Source organism: Wolbachia endosymbiont (group B) of Eucosma cana, assembly GCF_947250645.1.
GTDB lineage: Bacteria > Pseudomonadota > Alphaproteobacteria > Rickettsiales > Anaplasmataceae > Wolbachia.
Genome location: NZ_OX366334.1, coordinates 1,052,926 through 1,067,092, shown reverse-complemented (window position 1 = coordinate 1,067,092; position 14,167 = coordinate 1,052,926). Strand labels below are relative to the sequence as shown.

13 protein-coding genes and 2 pseudogenes are annotated in these 14,167 nt (G+C 33.1%); 7 read left to right on the top strand and 8 right to left on the bottom strand.

Annotated elements, in window-relative coordinates:
* Nucleotides 1–14: 14 nt before the first annotated feature.
* Nucleotides 15–870, top strand: a pseudogene (locus OOK99_RS05230) (IS630 family transposase); the annotation flags it as partial.
* Entirely contained in the window at nucleotides 867–1,205 is a 339-nt protein-coding gene (locus OOK99_RS05225) for a hypothetical protein (RefSeq protein ID WP_264719626.1), read from the top strand. The pseudogene OOK99_RS05230 and the gene OOK99_RS05225, both read left to right, overlap by 4 nt.
* On the opposite strand, the gene OOK99_RS05220 is transcribed toward OOK99_RS05225, so the two are convergent.
* A protein-coding gene (locus OOK99_RS05220; protein ID WP_264719384.1) for an IS630 family transposase occupies nucleotides 1,184–2,195 on the bottom strand; the annotation gives its coding sequence in 2 pieces (ribosomal slippage) (nucleotides 1,184–1,732 and nucleotides 1,734–2,195; 1,011 coding nt in all). The two genes, OOK99_RS05225 and OOK99_RS05220, sit on opposite strands and share 22 nt — an antisense overlap.
* Before the next feature lie 30 nt (nucleotides 2,196–2,225).
* Here OOK99_RS05220 and OOK99_RS05215 point away from each other — a divergent pair.
* Together OOK99_RS05215 and rlmB are read left to right on the top strand one after the other, a co-directional pair.
* On the top strand, nucleotides 2,226–2,366 hold the full coding sequence (locus OOK99_RS05215; protein ID WP_264719624.1) for a hypothetical protein: 141 nt from the start codon (nucleotides 2,226–2,228) through the stop codon (nucleotides 2,364–2,366).
* Nucleotides 2,367–2,388: 22 nt separating this feature from the next.
* Complete coding sequence (gene rlmB / locus OOK99_RS05210; protein ID WP_264719623.1) at nucleotides 2,389–3,147, top strand: 23S rRNA (guanosine(2251)-2'-O)-methyltransferase RlmB; 759 nt, start codon at nucleotides 2,389–2,391, stop codon at nucleotides 3,145–3,147.
* A 90-nt stretch (nucleotides 3,148–3,237) separates the two neighbouring features.
* Here the strand turns inward: rlmB and OOK99_RS05205 are convergent, their stop codons facing one another.
* Together OOK99_RS05205 and OOK99_RS05200 are read right to left on the bottom strand one after the other, a co-directional pair.
* Complete coding sequence (locus OOK99_RS05205) at nucleotides 3,238–3,525, bottom strand: hypothetical protein (protein WP_264719620.1); 288 nt, start codon at nucleotides 3,523–3,525, stop codon at nucleotides 3,238–3,240.
* 3 nt (nucleotides 3,526–3,528) lie between these two features.
* Nucleotides 3,529–4,540, bottom strand: a protein-coding gene (locus OOK99_RS05200; RefSeq protein WP_264719384.1) for an IS630 family transposase whose coding sequence is annotated in 2 segments (ribosomal slippage) — nucleotides 3,529–4,077 and nucleotides 4,079–4,540 — 1,011 coding nt in all. Because the reading frame shifts where the segments join, the coding sequence is not laid out codon by codon here.
* Nucleotides 4,541–4,623: 83 nt separating this feature from the next.
* Here OOK99_RS05200 and OOK99_RS05195 point away from each other — a divergent pair.
* Nucleotides 4,624–4,878: pseudogene (locus OOK99_RS05195) on the top strand (integrase core domain-containing protein); the annotation flags it as partial.
* Nucleotides 4,879–4,899: 21 nt separating this feature from the next.
* Here OOK99_RS05195 and OOK99_RS05190 read toward each other — a convergent pair.
* The 3 genes from OOK99_RS05190 to OOK99_RS05180 form a co-directional block, all read right to left on the bottom strand.
* On the bottom strand, nucleotides 4,900–5,076 hold the full coding sequence (locus tag OOK99_RS05190) for a hypothetical protein (protein WP_264719619.1): 177 nt from the start codon (nucleotides 5,074–5,076) through the stop codon (nucleotides 4,900–4,902).
* Nucleotides 5,073–6,084, bottom strand: a protein-coding gene (locus OOK99_RS05185) for an IS630 family transposase (protein WP_264719384.1) whose coding sequence is annotated in 2 segments (ribosomal slippage) — nucleotides 5,073–5,621 and nucleotides 5,623–6,084 — 1,011 coding nt in all. Because the reading frame shifts where the segments join, the coding sequence is not laid out codon by codon here. Before OOK99_RS05185 ends, OOK99_RS05190 begins: the two co-directional genes overlap by 4 nt.
* A gap of 52 nt (nucleotides 6,085–6,136) precedes the next feature.
* Nucleotides 6,137–8,716 carry a peptidase M2 gene (locus tag OOK99_RS05180; RefSeq protein ID WP_264719618.1) on the bottom strand — a complete coding sequence of 860 codons (2,580 nt, stop codon included), beginning with the start codon at nucleotides 8,714–8,716 and terminating at the stop codon, nucleotides 6,137–6,139.
* Between the two features lie 30 nt (nucleotides 8,717–8,746).
* On the opposite strand from OOK99_RS05180, the gene OOK99_RS05175 reads away from it, so the two are divergent.
* A protein-coding gene (locus OOK99_RS05175) for an IS630 family transposase (protein ID WP_264719384.1) occupies nucleotides 8,747–9,758 on the top strand; the annotation gives its coding sequence in 2 pieces (ribosomal slippage) (nucleotides 8,747–9,208 and nucleotides 9,210–9,758; 1,011 coding nt in all).
* A gap of 3 nt (nucleotides 9,759–9,761) precedes the next feature.
* Entirely contained in the window at nucleotides 9,762–10,244 is a 483-nt protein-coding gene (locus tag OOK99_RS05170) for a Smr/MutS family protein (RefSeq protein ID WP_264719617.1), read from the top strand.
* An 11-nt stretch (nucleotides 10,245–10,255) separates the two neighbouring features.
* On the opposite strand, the gene uvrC is transcribed toward OOK99_RS05170, so the two are convergent.
* Both uvrC and glyS read right to left on the bottom strand, forming a co-directional pair.
* Nucleotides 10,256–12,073, bottom strand: a complete 1,818-nt coding sequence (gene uvrC, locus OOK99_RS05165; RefSeq protein ID WP_264719616.1) for an excinuclease ABC subunit UvrC — start codon at nucleotides 12,071–12,073, stop codon at nucleotides 10,256–10,258.
* Nucleotides 12,057–14,165 carry a glycine--tRNA ligase subunit beta gene (glyS, locus tag OOK99_RS05160; RefSeq protein WP_264719615.1) on the bottom strand — a complete coding sequence of 703 codons (2,109 nt, stop codon included), beginning with the start codon at nucleotides 14,163–14,165 and terminating at the stop codon, nucleotides 12,057–12,059. Before glyS ends, uvrC begins: the two co-directional genes overlap by 17 nt.
* Nucleotides 14,166–14,167 lie beyond the last annotated feature (2 nt).

Below are 14,167 nucleotides of genomic sequence, written 5' to 3'. Positions count from 1 at the left end.
AGTTTATGGGGTGCATTATAAGAAAGGCACTAACTTCGTGGATAAAACTCTTGAAATTTGGCAGAGAAGAAAAACTGTTTGCTCCTCGATCACGCCGAAGAAAAACTAAATTAAATCAGGCTCAACTACAGCAAATTGAAGCATGGATAGAAGAAAACCCTAATATTACCATTAAAGAAATGAGAATAAGAATACAGGAAAAGTTCGACTTAAATATTAGCAAATCTACAGTACACCGCCATATGCAAAAGATGAAATTTTCATATATTACACCAAGACCAGTACACAACGTACAAGATAAAAGTAAACAAGAGGAATTCAAAAAAAAATCTCAATGAAGTTATTGGAAAGTATCCTGAAAAAGAGCTATTTTTCTTTGATGAATCAAGGTTTGGCACACATTCGAAAGTTGGGCATGGATGGTTTAAAAAAGGTACTAGAACTCGGGTTAAAATAAAGTTAGGTAGGCATAATTTTTATCTCTACAGTGCAGTTAATCCTAAAAATGGAGAGAGTTTTAGCTTATTTGCACCAAATGTTAACACTGATTGCATGAATATATTTCTTGAGCAAATGTTGCAATATCTAGGGACAAGAGAAGCTGTTCTTGTTATGGACTGTGCTAGTTGGCATAAGTCAAAAAATTTAAAGGTACCTAAAAACATTGAGATTATATACCTACCTCCATATTCACCTGAACTTAATCCTGTTGAGAGGCTTTGGTTATATATAAAACAGAACATTTTGCGCAATAAAATATACAGTACTATTGCTTTGCTTGAGAGCACTTTATGCAAATTTCTTACCTCTCTTGCTACTTCTACAATTAAACAACTCTGCTCTGTTTCCTATTTGACTCCACAACAATGAGAATTGGTATTAGAATTATGACAATTAATCAACAAGTAAATAAAAATATAACTAAAGAAGAATATTTTAACGATAAGCATGTTATAGAAGTTAAAGATTTAAATATTAAAGTAGAGGTTTATTCTCACGATTTAAGAGCAAGTAAAGTTGCTAAAATTGAAAGTGAAATAAGAGAAACAGCTACTAATTTTAAAGATGCATTTAAGTTGGAGCCTGGTAGCTCAGAACAAACGTTCAAAATTTATGTGTTTGATGATAAGGCTGATTACACTCATCTTGGCGGAAGCGAACGTTTTGGTTCTTATACAAATTCTCATTGTTGTGGAGTCAAATAGGAAACAGAGCAGAGTTGTTTAATTGTAGAAGTAGCAAGAGAGGTAAGAAATTTGCATAAAGTGCTCTCAAGCAAAGCAATAGTACTGTATATTTTATTGCGCAAAATGTTCTGTTTTATATATAACCAAAGCCTCTCAACAGGATTAAGTTCAGGTGAATATGGAGGTAGGTATATAATCTCAATGTTTTTAGGTACCTTTAAATTTTTTGACTTATGCCAACTAGCACAGTCCATAACAAGAACAGCTTCTCTTGTCCCTAGATATTGCAACATTTGCTCAAGAAATATATTCATGCAATCAGTGTTAACATTTGGTGCAAATAAGCTAAAACTCTCTCCATTTTTAGGATTAACTGCACTGTAGAGATAAAAATTATGCCTACCTAACTTTATTTTAACCCGAGTTCTAGTACCTTTTTTAAACCATCCATGCCCAACTTTCGAATGTGTGCCAAACCTTGATTCATCAAAGAAAAATAGCTCTTTTTCAGGATACTTTCCAATAACTTCATTGAGATTTTTTTTTGAATTCCTCTTGTTTACTTTTATCTTGTACGTTGTGTACTGGTCTTGGTGTAATATATGAAAATTTCATCTTTTGCATATGGCGGTGTACTGTAGATTTGCTAATATTTAAGTCGAACTTTTCCTGTATTCTTATTCTCATTTCTTTAATGGTAATATTAGGGTTTTCTTCTATCCATGCTTCAATTTGCTGTAGTTGAGCCTGATTTAATTTAGTTTTTCTTCGGCGTGATCGAGGAGCAAACAGTTTTTCTTCTCTGCCAAATTTCAAGAGTTTTATCCACGAAGTTAGTGCCTTTCTTGAAATGCAATATATTTTTGCTACAGACGTTATACTGTACTTTTTTGCTGCAATTACAGCGTTTAGTTTTTTTGAAACATATGCATTATTCCTTACTTTCTTCAGCATCTCTTTTGCTGATTTTACTACTTCTTCATCCAATAATTTTGATCTGAGTGCCATTTATACCTAAACTATTTCACTTATTTCATTATGGCTTTTCTTCCATTATTGTCTATCTGTTTCCCGTGTAACGGGAATTGGTATAACTCATCATCTGACATAAATTCATTAATTGAACTGCATAATTTTACAACAATATATAAACACAGTAAAATATTGCTTATTCTATAAAAAACTGATTTTCAATAATGAGATGAAATCATCAAAAGCTAATGAAAACTGTTGGATATATGGAAAGCACACTTGTATTTCAGCATTAAGAAACAAAAATAGGCGGTGTATAGAACTGTTAGTAACAGAAAATTTCTACAGAGAATTTGAGAAAGAAATTAAACAATGTGCAGATAGTAAGGGCATTAAACCTCGACTGGTAGAGAACAAAATGTTCAATGATGTTTTACCCAAAGGTGTAAATCACCAAGGAATTGCTTTAAAAGTTACTCCTATTTTTCATAGCTTAAATATTGAAGAAATAGCTGAAAACAGCTCTACTATAGTCATTTTAGATCAAATTACTGATACACACAATATAGGATCGATTTTAAGAACCTCAGCTTGTTTCAACATTGATGCACTGGTTTTACCACATCACCATTCACCGAGCGAAAATGCATCTATCGCAAAAGCAGCAAGTGGAGCACTGGATATTGTTCCTCTAATATACGTTACAAACATAGTAAAAACGATGGAGTCTTTAAAAAAGATAGGCTACTGGTGTTATGGGTTTGATTGCAATGCAAAGGAAAATATAGATGAAATAAAGAATTTTGGGCAAAAAAGAGTAATTATTTTTGGTTCTGAAGAGAAAGGAATGCGGAGATTAGTGAAAGAAAGTTGTGATTATCTTTTAAAAATTCCAATGTCAAACGTAATTGATAGTCTAAATGTTTCAAACGCAGCAGCAATAGGACTATATTCCATTTACATTAAAACAAAAATCACTGCAAATTAGTTGCAATAAAACAAGGATGTCATTCCAGCATGTGATACTGGAATGACAACAGTGAATGACATCTTGCGATGTCATTCACTAGCACTTACATTACCAATCCCAAGAAAGAGGTGAACTTGAATCTGTTGGAATCTCGAAGGATGGCTGTGACACTATCTCTTTTATCTCATTTTTAAGCCATTCGCTACCATCTTCTCCAGCTTCTTTAATAGCTTTCTTGAAACTGCTCTCTAGTACAGCTTTAGCAGCTTCAGTGACGTTACCATTACTATTTATAGCATTTCCTATTGTAGTTAACTTAATTAACTCAGCGTTTAAGTCAGCAGGCATCTTATCAGTCTTAGCCTTTATAGCAGTGACATCAGCTCCTAATACCAATTCTCATTGTTGTGGAGTCAAATAGGAAACAGAGCAGAGTTGTTTAATTGTAGAAGTAGCAAGAGAGGTAAGAAATTTGCATAAAGTGCTCTCAAGCAAAGCAATAGTACTGTATATTTTATTGCGCAAAATGTTCTGTTTTATATATAACCAAAGCCTCTCAACAGGATTAAGTTCAGGTGAATATGGAGGTAGGTATATAATCTCAATGTTTTTAGGTACCTTTAAATTTTTTGACTTATGCCAACTAGCACAGTCCATAACAAGAACAGCTTCTCTTGTCCCTAGATATTGCAACATTTGCTCAAGAAATATATTCATGCAATCAGTGTTAACATTTGGTGCAAATAAGCTAAAACTCTCTCCATTTTTAGGATTAACTGCACTGTAGAGATAAAAATTATGCCTACCTAACTTTATTTTAACCCGAGTTCTAGTACCTTTTTTAAACCATCCATGCCCAACTTTCGAATGTGTGCCAAACCTTGATTCATCAAAGAAAAATAGCTCTTTTTCAGGATACTTTCCAATAACTTCATTGAGATTTTTTTTTGAATTCCTCTTGTTTACTTTTATCTTGTACGTTGTGTACTGGTCTTGGTGTAATATATGAAAATTTCATCTTTTGCATATGGCGGTGTACTGTAGATTTGCTAATATTTAAGTCGAACTTTTCCTGTATTCTTATTCTCATTTCTTTAATGGTAATATTAGGGTTTTCTTCTATCCATGCTTCAATTTGCTGTAGTTGAGCCTGATTTAATTTAGTTTTTCTTCGGCGTGATCGAGGAGCAAACAGTTTTTCTTCTCTGCCAAATTTCAAGAGTTTTATCCACGAAGTTAGTGCCTTTCTTGAAATGCAATATATTTTTGCTACAGACGTTATACTGTACTTTTTTGCTGCAATTACAGCGTTTAGTTTTTTTGAAACATATGCATTATTCCTTACTTTCTTCAGCATCTCTTTTGCTGATTTTACTACTTCTTCATCCAATAATTTTGATCTGAGTGCCATTTATACCTAAACTATTTCACTTATTTCATTATGGCTTTTCTTCCATTATTGTCTATCTGTTTCCCGTGTAACGGGAATTGGTATACAACTTTATTATGGAATTAGAGCGTGCTAATATTAAAATCAGTATGGACCATAAAGGACGTTGCTTCGACAATATATTTGTTGAGCGCTTATGGAGAACTTTAAAGCAAGAAGCTATATATTATTATAGACCAAATAGTATCAGAGATTTAAATCTTATAATAAATGATTTTGTTGCTTGGTATAACTATAGAAGGCGACATCAGACTCTACATTATAAAGTTCCTGCTGATCTTTATTATCATAAACAGTAAATGAATATATTGATAAATACTTTAAATGTGTGTCGACGTATTTATCAACATATTCATTTTAAAAATCGGATCACTTTGAAAAAAATGGTCTAGACAAATGGGTGCATTATAGTATTTCACTATTGTCGTTTGATACAGTTCTCTCTTCAGCAACAACATTAGTAGTACTATGAACTTCTGTCTTATACCAATTCTCATTGTTGTGGAGTCAAATAGGAAACAGAGCAGAGTTGTTTAATTGTAGAAGTAGCAAGAGAGGTAAGAAATTTGCATAAAGTGCTCTCAAGCAAAGCAATAGTACTGTATATTTTATTGCGCAAAATGTTCTGTTTTATATATAACCAAAGCCTCTCAACAGGATTAAGTTCAGGTGAATATGGAGGTAGGTATATAATCTCAATGTTTTTAGGTACCTTTAAATTTTTTGACTTATGCCAACTAGCACAGTCCATAACAAGAACAGCTTCTCTTGTCCCTAGATATTGCAACATTTGCTCAAGAAATATATTCATGCAATCAGTGTTAACATTTGGTGCAAATAAGCTAAAACTCTCTCCATTTTTAGGATTAACTGCACTGTAGAGATAAAAATTATGCCTACCTAACTTTATTTTAACCCGAGTTCTAGTACCTTTTTTAAACCATCCATGCCCAACTTTCGAATGTGTGCCAAACCTTGATTCATCAAAGAAAAATAGCTCTTTTTCAGGATACTTTCCAATAACTTCATTGAGATTTTTTTTTGAATTCCTCTTGTTTACTTTTATCTTGTACGTTGTGTACTGGTCTTGGTGTAATATATGAAAATTTCATCTTTTGCATATGGCGGTGTACTGTAGATTTGCTAATATTTAAGTCGAACTTTTCCTGTATTCTTATTCTCATTTCTTTAATGGTAATATTAGGGTTTTCTTCTATCCATGCTTCAATTTGCTGTAGTTGAGCCTGATTTAATTTAGTTTTTCTTCGGCGTGATCGAGGAGCAAACAGTTTTTCTTCTCTGCCAAATTTCAAGAGTTTTATCCACGAAGTTAGTGCCTTTCTTGAAATGCAATATATTTTTGCTACAGACGTTATACTGTACTTTTTTGCTGCAATTACAGCGTTTAGTTTTTTTGAAACATATGCATTATTCCTTACTTTCTTCAGCATCTCTTTTGCTGATTTTACTACTTCTTCATCCAATAATTTTGATCTGAGTGCCATTTATACCTAAACTATTTCACTTATTTCATTATGGCTTTTCTTCCATTATTGTCTATCTGTTTCCCGTGTAACGGGAATTGGTATTAGTTTCACTTACTTGCCCTTTTGGACTTTCGGTTTGTTTCTCTTTTGTGAATATTCTCTGATAGTCAGTGTAGCCTCTATTAGTGTCACCGATATCGCCATCACCTTGATCAAAAGTTATTTTTTTACTTCCATTTCCCATATCCTCAATTTCAACTTGAGGAGAAACAGATGATAGGAAATCGTTATAACTGTAGTTATAATCAGCAGAAAAGAATATTTTTCCTTTGAAGTTATGGAAATTATTAGATAACATTCCAATTTCTTCATCAGTATCACCATCAAATAGTTTTACTTTAGTGAAATATCTTTGATTGTTGATTCTCACTATTTCACCACTCGAGTTTCTTTGTATCTGATAATCATTTGGATCATGTTTAATGGTAAAAAGTTTACCAGAGGCATATTTTTCTAAGTTTATAAGGCCCACATTTATATGTTTATGAGAATAATCTCTCTTTTCATATTCATGTGCAAATACTGGGTCAATATATTTGTATTCGTCTGGTATGCTACTATATTCTCTTCCTTCAGAATCAGATGGTGCTAATTTATATTGTCCATCTTTTTCCACCAATTTTAGGTGAGTAACATTGCCTGGCAATTGAAACCTTATGTTTTTTCCATGATCATGAATGAACAAGTTACTTTCATTTATAACTTCACCTCTTTCATTTTTTATCTCTTCAGTAATATAGAAACCCATATTTTTGAATGCATGTAGATTTTCGCCTCCTTGCTTTACAACCGCTTCGTATACATCGTCGTCTGTTCTATCAGTCCCTTTATCATCCAATAATGTTCCTTTTTCTACGATTACGCCGCTTTCTCTTTGCTCATCAGAATATTGAGCATGCTTTGAATCCTGATGATTTAGAATTTTGGTCCCTCTAAGAAGCAGAGAATCTAAATCTTTTTGAATGTGTCCAGTGCTAGGATGCAACAATTCATTTTCATGTAAATGTGCTTCATCAAAGTATTCATCACGTTCAACTGTTCTACCGTCTATTAAAGAAGCTTTATAATGACCATTTTCTTTTGTAATAGCCATATAAGCACCACCGTCATATTGAGTATTCAAGTTGTGCAATATGTCCTCAAAAACAAAAGTTTCTTTAGTTTGACCTTCAACTTGCTTAAAAAAGCCCGATTCGCTCGACAACTCTCCAAGCTTTGTATTCCCATCATATATAGATAGTGCACCCATATCTCCGTGACCAAGAGCTTGCATAGAAAAAAACTTGCCTTCTTGTAGATCAATATGATTTGTACCTCTTATCAAGTTTGGATCGATATTAACCATCTCTTCTAACATCTTTTCTACGTCAATGTTCTGAGTTTCTTTTACTTGTTTCAAGCCAGCGTTTATGGTTTTATCAAGCAAATCATCTTTCAGTTGTGTATATTTGTCCTGTGTAGCATTATATAATCTCTTATCTTCATTATGATAATTAGTGCTGGCTGAATTGCATTTTTCTACAAATTTCTCATAAGAGATCTCTCCTCTTTTGTATTGTTCGTATGCATCATGACGCTGTGTTTCTTCCTGTTCACACAGGCTTTTCAACACATCATTATATTTTATATCCTTCTGCTTATCTAAGTCTTCTTTCCCATCATAGTAAGATTTTCTAAGATCTTCACCATGTTTTGATAATATCCTCAAAGCTTGCATTTTATACTCTTGACTATTTTGATATTCATTACCTTGTTGATCAGAGTAAGTCAGCTTAACCTGCCCATCAGTAGTTTTTACTACCTTTAAAAAATGATATTCCTTTGATATATCGAGGTTATCATTTGTTGCCCTATTAATAGCACGAGCAACATCATAAAATGCAACATGTTCTACAGGAGAAAAACTTCCAACGTTTTCTCCATCTATCTTTTCTATATTTGCTTTATAGTAGGATATGTTTTTAATTTCTCCACCCACTATTTCTTGACCAGTTGCTATAAAATCTCCTTTTGTAACTTGCAAAGCGTTGAGATGTTCCATTGCAGTTTCTGTATCATTCTCAGCAAGCCAACTTTTGAAGTCAGCATCATGTCCTTTTATGTCTTTCAAGAAACTTTTTGATTCATCTGAGTTACCTTGACGTAAAGCATCTAGGTAGTCTCTTAATAAACTAGGATCTTTTTCCTGTAAGTACATTATCAACGCATGACCAGTTTTATACACTAAACTGTTTTCTTCACCATTGGCTGAGTATTGTAAATTTAAAATTCCACCTAGATCCAAATTTGCGGCTTCAGTTTTATCAATGCTTGACCCTTGAGCATTGAACTTGTGATCTGAATGATGTTCAAAGTAATCTGCAATTCCCTCCATTAATACTGTAGGTAGAGATTTTCCTCCTGTAGCCAAGTAAGTTAAACCATGTGCAAATTCATGCTGAAGGTTATGAACGCCACCTTGCTGATAGACATACATCTCAGCAAAAACATCAGCTTCTCCTTTGTAGTAACATTTACCACCCTCATCTCCAAGGTAATACCAATTCCCGTTACACGGGAAACAGATAGACAATAATGGAAGAAAAGCCATAATGAAATAAGTGAAATAGTTTAGGTATAAATGGCACTCAGATCAAAATTATTGGATGAAGAAGTAGTAAAATCAGCAAAAGAGATGCTGAAGAAAGTAAGGAATAATGCATATGTTTCAAAAAAACTAAACGCTGTAATTGCAGCAAAAAAGTACAGTATAACGTCTGTAGCAAAAATATATTGCATTTCAAGAAAGGCACTAACTTCGTGGATAAAACTCTTGAAATTTGGCAGAGAAGAAAAACTGTTTGCTCCTCGATCACGCCGAAGAAAAACTAAATTAAATCAGGCTCAACTACAGCAAATTGAAGCATGGATAGAAGAAAACCCTAATATTACCATTAAAGAAATGAGAATAAGAATACAGGAAAAGTTCGACTTAAATATTAGCAAATCTACAGTACACCGCCATATGCAAAAGATGAAATTTTCATATATTACACCAAGACCAGTACACAACGTACAAGATAAAAGTAAACAAGAGGAATTCAAAAAAAAATCTCAATGAAGTTATTGGAAAGTATCCTGAAAAAGAGCTATTTTTCTTTGATGAATCAAGGTTTGGCACACATTCGAAAGTTGGGCATGGATGGTTTAAAAAAGGTACTAGAACTCGGGTTAAAATAAAGTTAGGTAGGCATAATTTTTATCTCTACAGTGCAGTTAATCCTAAAAATGGAGAGAGTTTTAGCTTATTTGCACCAAATGTTAACACTGATTGCATGAATATATTTCTTGAGCAAATGTTGCAATATCTAGGGACAAGAGAAGCTGTTCTTGTTATGGACTGTGCTAGTTGGCATAAGTCAAAAAATTTAAAGGTACCTAAAAACATTGAGATTATATACCTACCTCCATATTCACCTGAACTTAATCCTGTTGAGAGGCTTTGGTTATATATAAAACAGAACATTTTGCGCAATAAAATATACAGTACTATTGCTTTGCTTGAGAGCACTTTATGCAAATTTCTTACCTCTCTTGCTACTTCTACAATTAAACAACTCTGCTCTGTTTCCTATTTGACTCCACAACAATGAGAATTGGTATTAGATTGGCAAAAAAATGTTAAGCCAATAGAATGTGGAAAAGTTACTTTGAAAGTTGATCACAAAGTAAATATAAAATCTATGATTGATAAAGGTGCCTCTAGTTTACAAGAAAATTTTCTTAATACTGATAATGGTGATTCATCATTTTGTCTTGACTACAATACAAAATTAAAGATCGATAGGGGTAAATATTTTATAAGCGATAAACTCGATTTGCACGGCTATAGTATAGATAATGCTTATTGTAAATTGATAGATTTTATTATCAAAAATTATCAAGCAAGGAATAGGTGCTTATTGGTAATTACGGGGCATGGTAATAGTACAGATAAAATAGACACTATAAAGAATAGCTTAAATAAGTGGTTGAATGACACAAAAGTTCGAAATATGATCTTATACTATCAGCAAGCCATAAAAAAACATGGTGGCAAAGGAGCTTTTTATGTCTTATTAAGAAGAAATAAAGGTTAATTTTAGAGTACCTATTTAGGAGTACCTTTCTTAGAATTCACGTGTTGAAGAATGATTTCTGCTAAACCTTTACTAATTCCAGGTACGTTTTGAATTTCAGCTAGAGAAGCTTTGCTTATATTTTCTACAGAACCAAAATGAGACATGAGTGCCTTCTTTCTTTTACTGCCAACACCGGATATTTCACTTAATTGTGAAGCAAAAAACTGTTTATCGCGTTTTTTTCTATGCGAAGTTATCGCAAAACGGTGAGCTTCATTACGCAGCAATTGTAAATAAAGCATGACCTTACTGTCACTTGCTAGAGTAAATTCTTCTCTGTCCGGCACATAAAATCTTTCATTTCCTGCATTACGATCATGACCCTTTGCCATACAAGCAAAAGGAACTTTTATATTCAATATTTCCAACACATTCTGCACTATGGAAACATGTCCTGGACCGCCATCAATCAGTAAAAAATCAGGGATTATATCTTTTATATTGCCAGAGAAACGTCTAGTCAGCACTTCTCTCATCATTTTATAGTCATCACCTGAAATTTCTTCTTTTATAGTAAATTTTTTGTATTCACTTTTTAAAAAACCTTCCTGCCCTGCAACAATCATCACACCAACTTGTTGATTTCCAGATATATGGCTATTATCATAAACCTCGATACGCTTTGGAATATTTGGTAACGAGAAAATCTTCCTAAGCTCTTCGAGCTTTTCTAGGTTATTTCTATAATCAGTAAGCTTCTGTTCTAGACTATGCTGAGAATTATTGTAAATAAAATTCAACAAATCACGTTCTTTACTATTTTTCGCATGCAAAACTTTTATTGATTTTTGAGTAAGAGCATACAGTGCTTGTTCTATAATTTCCTTATCCACAATAGAATATGGAACGTAAATTTGCGCTGGTGGTGTGTTAACTGGATTATACAAATTGACCAAAAAGGTGGATAAAATTTCATCATTTGAATGATCACTACAATTCTCAATGAAGTAAGGAATGCTTCCATAGTTACCTTTATCTCTGAAAGATAGTACACCAATGCATGCTAAGTCTGCCTCACGTACAACGCTAAAGAAATCTGCATCTTCTTCAAAAGAAAAATCCATTGGCTGCATTTGAATCTGCTGAAGAAATTTCAATCGATCTCTATAGACAGCAGCAAGCTCGTAGTTCATCTCCCTACTGCACTTTTCCATTGTAGAAAATAGCTGTCTTTGCACTTCTTTATTCCTTCCTAGCAGAGTATCTTGTGCTTGTTTTACTGATTTGCAGTAATCATCTTTTGTAATTTTATCTACGCATGGTGCTGAACAGCGCTTAACTTGATACTCAAGACATGGTCTTTTTGTTGAAGAGAAATATTGATCTGAACATACTCTTAAGAGAAAAGCTTTTTGCAATGATAATATAGTGTTCTTAACAGCAGCAGCAGATGGAAAAGGGCCGTAGTAATGAAACTCATTCTTCTTAAACTTACCTCTATATTTCGCTATTCTTGGATAATCATGCTTAGAAATTGTTATATAAGGATAAGATTTTCCATCCCTAAGCAAAATATTATAAGATGGTTTTAACGATTTTATTAACTGTGCTTCAAGAAGCAATGCTTCGATTTCATTCTCAGTGATGAATATTTCAACCTTAATAACCTGTGAGATCATTACTCTGATTCGTTCAGAAAGGTTTTCGAATTGAAGGTAGTCAGATAATCTCGACTTCAAGTTTTTTGCTTTACCAATGTATAAAACCTTACTCTTATCTCCAATCATCTTATAAACGCCACAGGATTGTGGAGATGATTTGATTTGTTCCTTATATTGCCTGAGCATTTATCAATTGTTTAACCTGTATAAGGTTAAACTCTGCTACTAAATGAAAGGTAGAAACAACATTTGCAAGCAAAGATAACCTGTTTATTCTAAGCTCATTAGAATCACAGTTAATCTTTACACTGTCCATAAATTGATTGATAAATGGAGCAAAACGAGCAAGTTCATCAAGCGCTGTATTAAAGTCGTTATTTTCTATCGCTTGTTTTATGTTTTTACAAGCAGCTATAGCACAATTTGATAGCGCAATCTCCTCATTTTCAATCAAAAACTTCTTACTGTAAGATGCATTATAAGTAGTGCCATCACTTTTTCTCACTTTGCCCATCATATTACTGGCTCTTTTATAAGTGCTTAGAACCTGTTCACCTTCTTTTGTACTAAGATAACGATCCAATATCACAGTTTGCTTTTCCGCTTTCAGCAGATCATTAATATCGACTTTATATAGTATTGAATCTACAACATCTTGCCTTATATTTCTATTTTTTAAAATAATCTTGAACCTTTCTAAGCAGAATTTAAATACTAGTTCTGAAATTTGTTTTTCACTTGGCTTATCAACTGGAGTTATATTTTTATTCAATAGAAGTCTTGAACATAAAGATACTGACTTATCTATCAGCAATCTAATTGGAATATGCAAATTATTTTCAAGTATTGTTCTAATTATACCAATTGTCATTCTCCGCAAACCAAACTGATCATACGAACCAGAGATTTTCTCACCTGCTGCAATTAAACCAACCAAACTATCCATCTTGTCTGCAATAGCTACAGCAATCGCAGTAGGAGATTTAGGACATTCTTGCTCCGATCCAATTGGCTTATAGTGCTCAGTTATAGCTTCTACTACTTCTTTATCTTCTTGAAAATAAGAAGCGTAGTATCCACTCATTACTCCTTGCAATCCCGGAAATTCTTTCACTATCAACGTTGCAAGATCTGCCTTTGCTAAATATGCAGCACGTTCAACTTTAATTAATGAAGCATGTGGAATAAATATCGCTATATACTTTGAAAGAGCGATAATACGCTTCACTTTTTCTTCTACGCTACCGAGCGAAGCATGAAATGAAATAGAGCTCAATTTTTTGACATAGTAATCTAGGTTTTCCTTCTTGTCTTGAGATATCAAAAACTGGGCATCAGCAAGACGTGCTTCTAATATTCTTTCATGACCTTTGACAACTTCATTATTGTTAACATTTACAACAGTAACAAAATGTGATATTTTCTGTCCATCACTTAAAGCAAGATACTTTTGCTGCGTATTAATTATACTAAGTATTACTTCCTTCGGTAATTCTGATGATTTTACTTTACCAAATAATACTATTGGCCACTCTATAAGCCCTGCCAATTCATTAAGTAAATAATCATTTTTTTCAAGTTGTAAGTTCTCCTCTTTTGTAAACTTATTAATCTGATCTAGTATAAATTGCTTTCTTTTGTCCAACTGGAGAATGACATTATTTTTTTCTAACAATTCAAAATAGTCTTTGGGTGTTTTAACAGTAAGTACTGCATCACCTGAAAGAAACCTATGACCATACGTCACGTTGCATGCTGTAACCCCTGCAAAAGATATAGGTATTATTTCGTCATTTAAAATACATAGAATATTTTTAATTGGCCTAACCCATCTCTCTTTTCTTTCACTCCATCTCATACTCTTTGGCCAAGAAAAGTTTTTTAGCATTTCCTCCAGTTGATTTTTGAGAAACCCGTTGATGTTAAATAAGCAGCTTTCTCTCTTAATGAAGTAAAAATCTTCATCATTTACTTTGCGAATGAGTAAATCTTCTTCACCTTTCCGATTTTTTCTCAAAAAACCTTCGATAGCACTTTTCGGTGCATTAACTCTTGGTCCTTTAATTTCATTGTTAGAATCTTTTAGCTCTAAAGCACTTATGCCATCAATAAAAAGAGCAATGCGACGTGCAGTCACATAAACTTCTATAGATGCAAATTTCACATTATTTTTACTAAAAGCATTAGTGATATAGCTCTTAACCTGAGCTGCAGATGAATTCTGCATTCTTGATGGAATTTCTTCTGAAAGACATTCAAACAATAATTGTGACAACATAT

What these genes read in the sequence shown, in the direction of transcription:
- OOK99_RS05180 (WP_264719618.1), bottom strand. Translation starts at nt 8,716, where the DNA reads ATGGCTTTTCTTCCATTATTGTCTATCTGTTTCCCGTGTAACGGGAAT.
- OOK99_RS05225 (WP_264719626.1), top strand. Translation starts at nt 867, where the DNA reads ATGAGAATTGGTATTAGAATTATGACAATTAATCAACAAGTAAATAAA.
- glyS (WP_264719615.1), bottom strand. Translation starts at nt 14,165, where the DNA reads ATGTTGTCACAATTATTGTTTGAATGTCTTTCAGAAGAAATTCCATCA.
- OOK99_RS05190 (WP_264719619.1), bottom strand. Translation starts at nt 5,076, where the DNA reads ATGAGAATTGGTATAAGACAGAAGTTCATAGTACTACTAATGTTGTTG.
- OOK99_RS05215 (WP_264719624.1), top strand. Translation starts at nt 2,226, where the DNA reads ATGGCTTTTCTTCCATTATTGTCTATCTGTTTCCCGTGTAACGGGAAT.
- uvrC (WP_264719616.1), bottom strand. Translation starts at nt 12,073, where the DNA reads ATGCTCAGGCAATATAAGGAACAAATCAAATCATCTCCACAATCCTGT.
- rlmB (WP_264719623.1), top strand. Translation starts at nt 2,389, where the DNA reads ATGAAATCATCAAAAGCTAATGAAAACTGTTGGATATATGGAAAGCAC.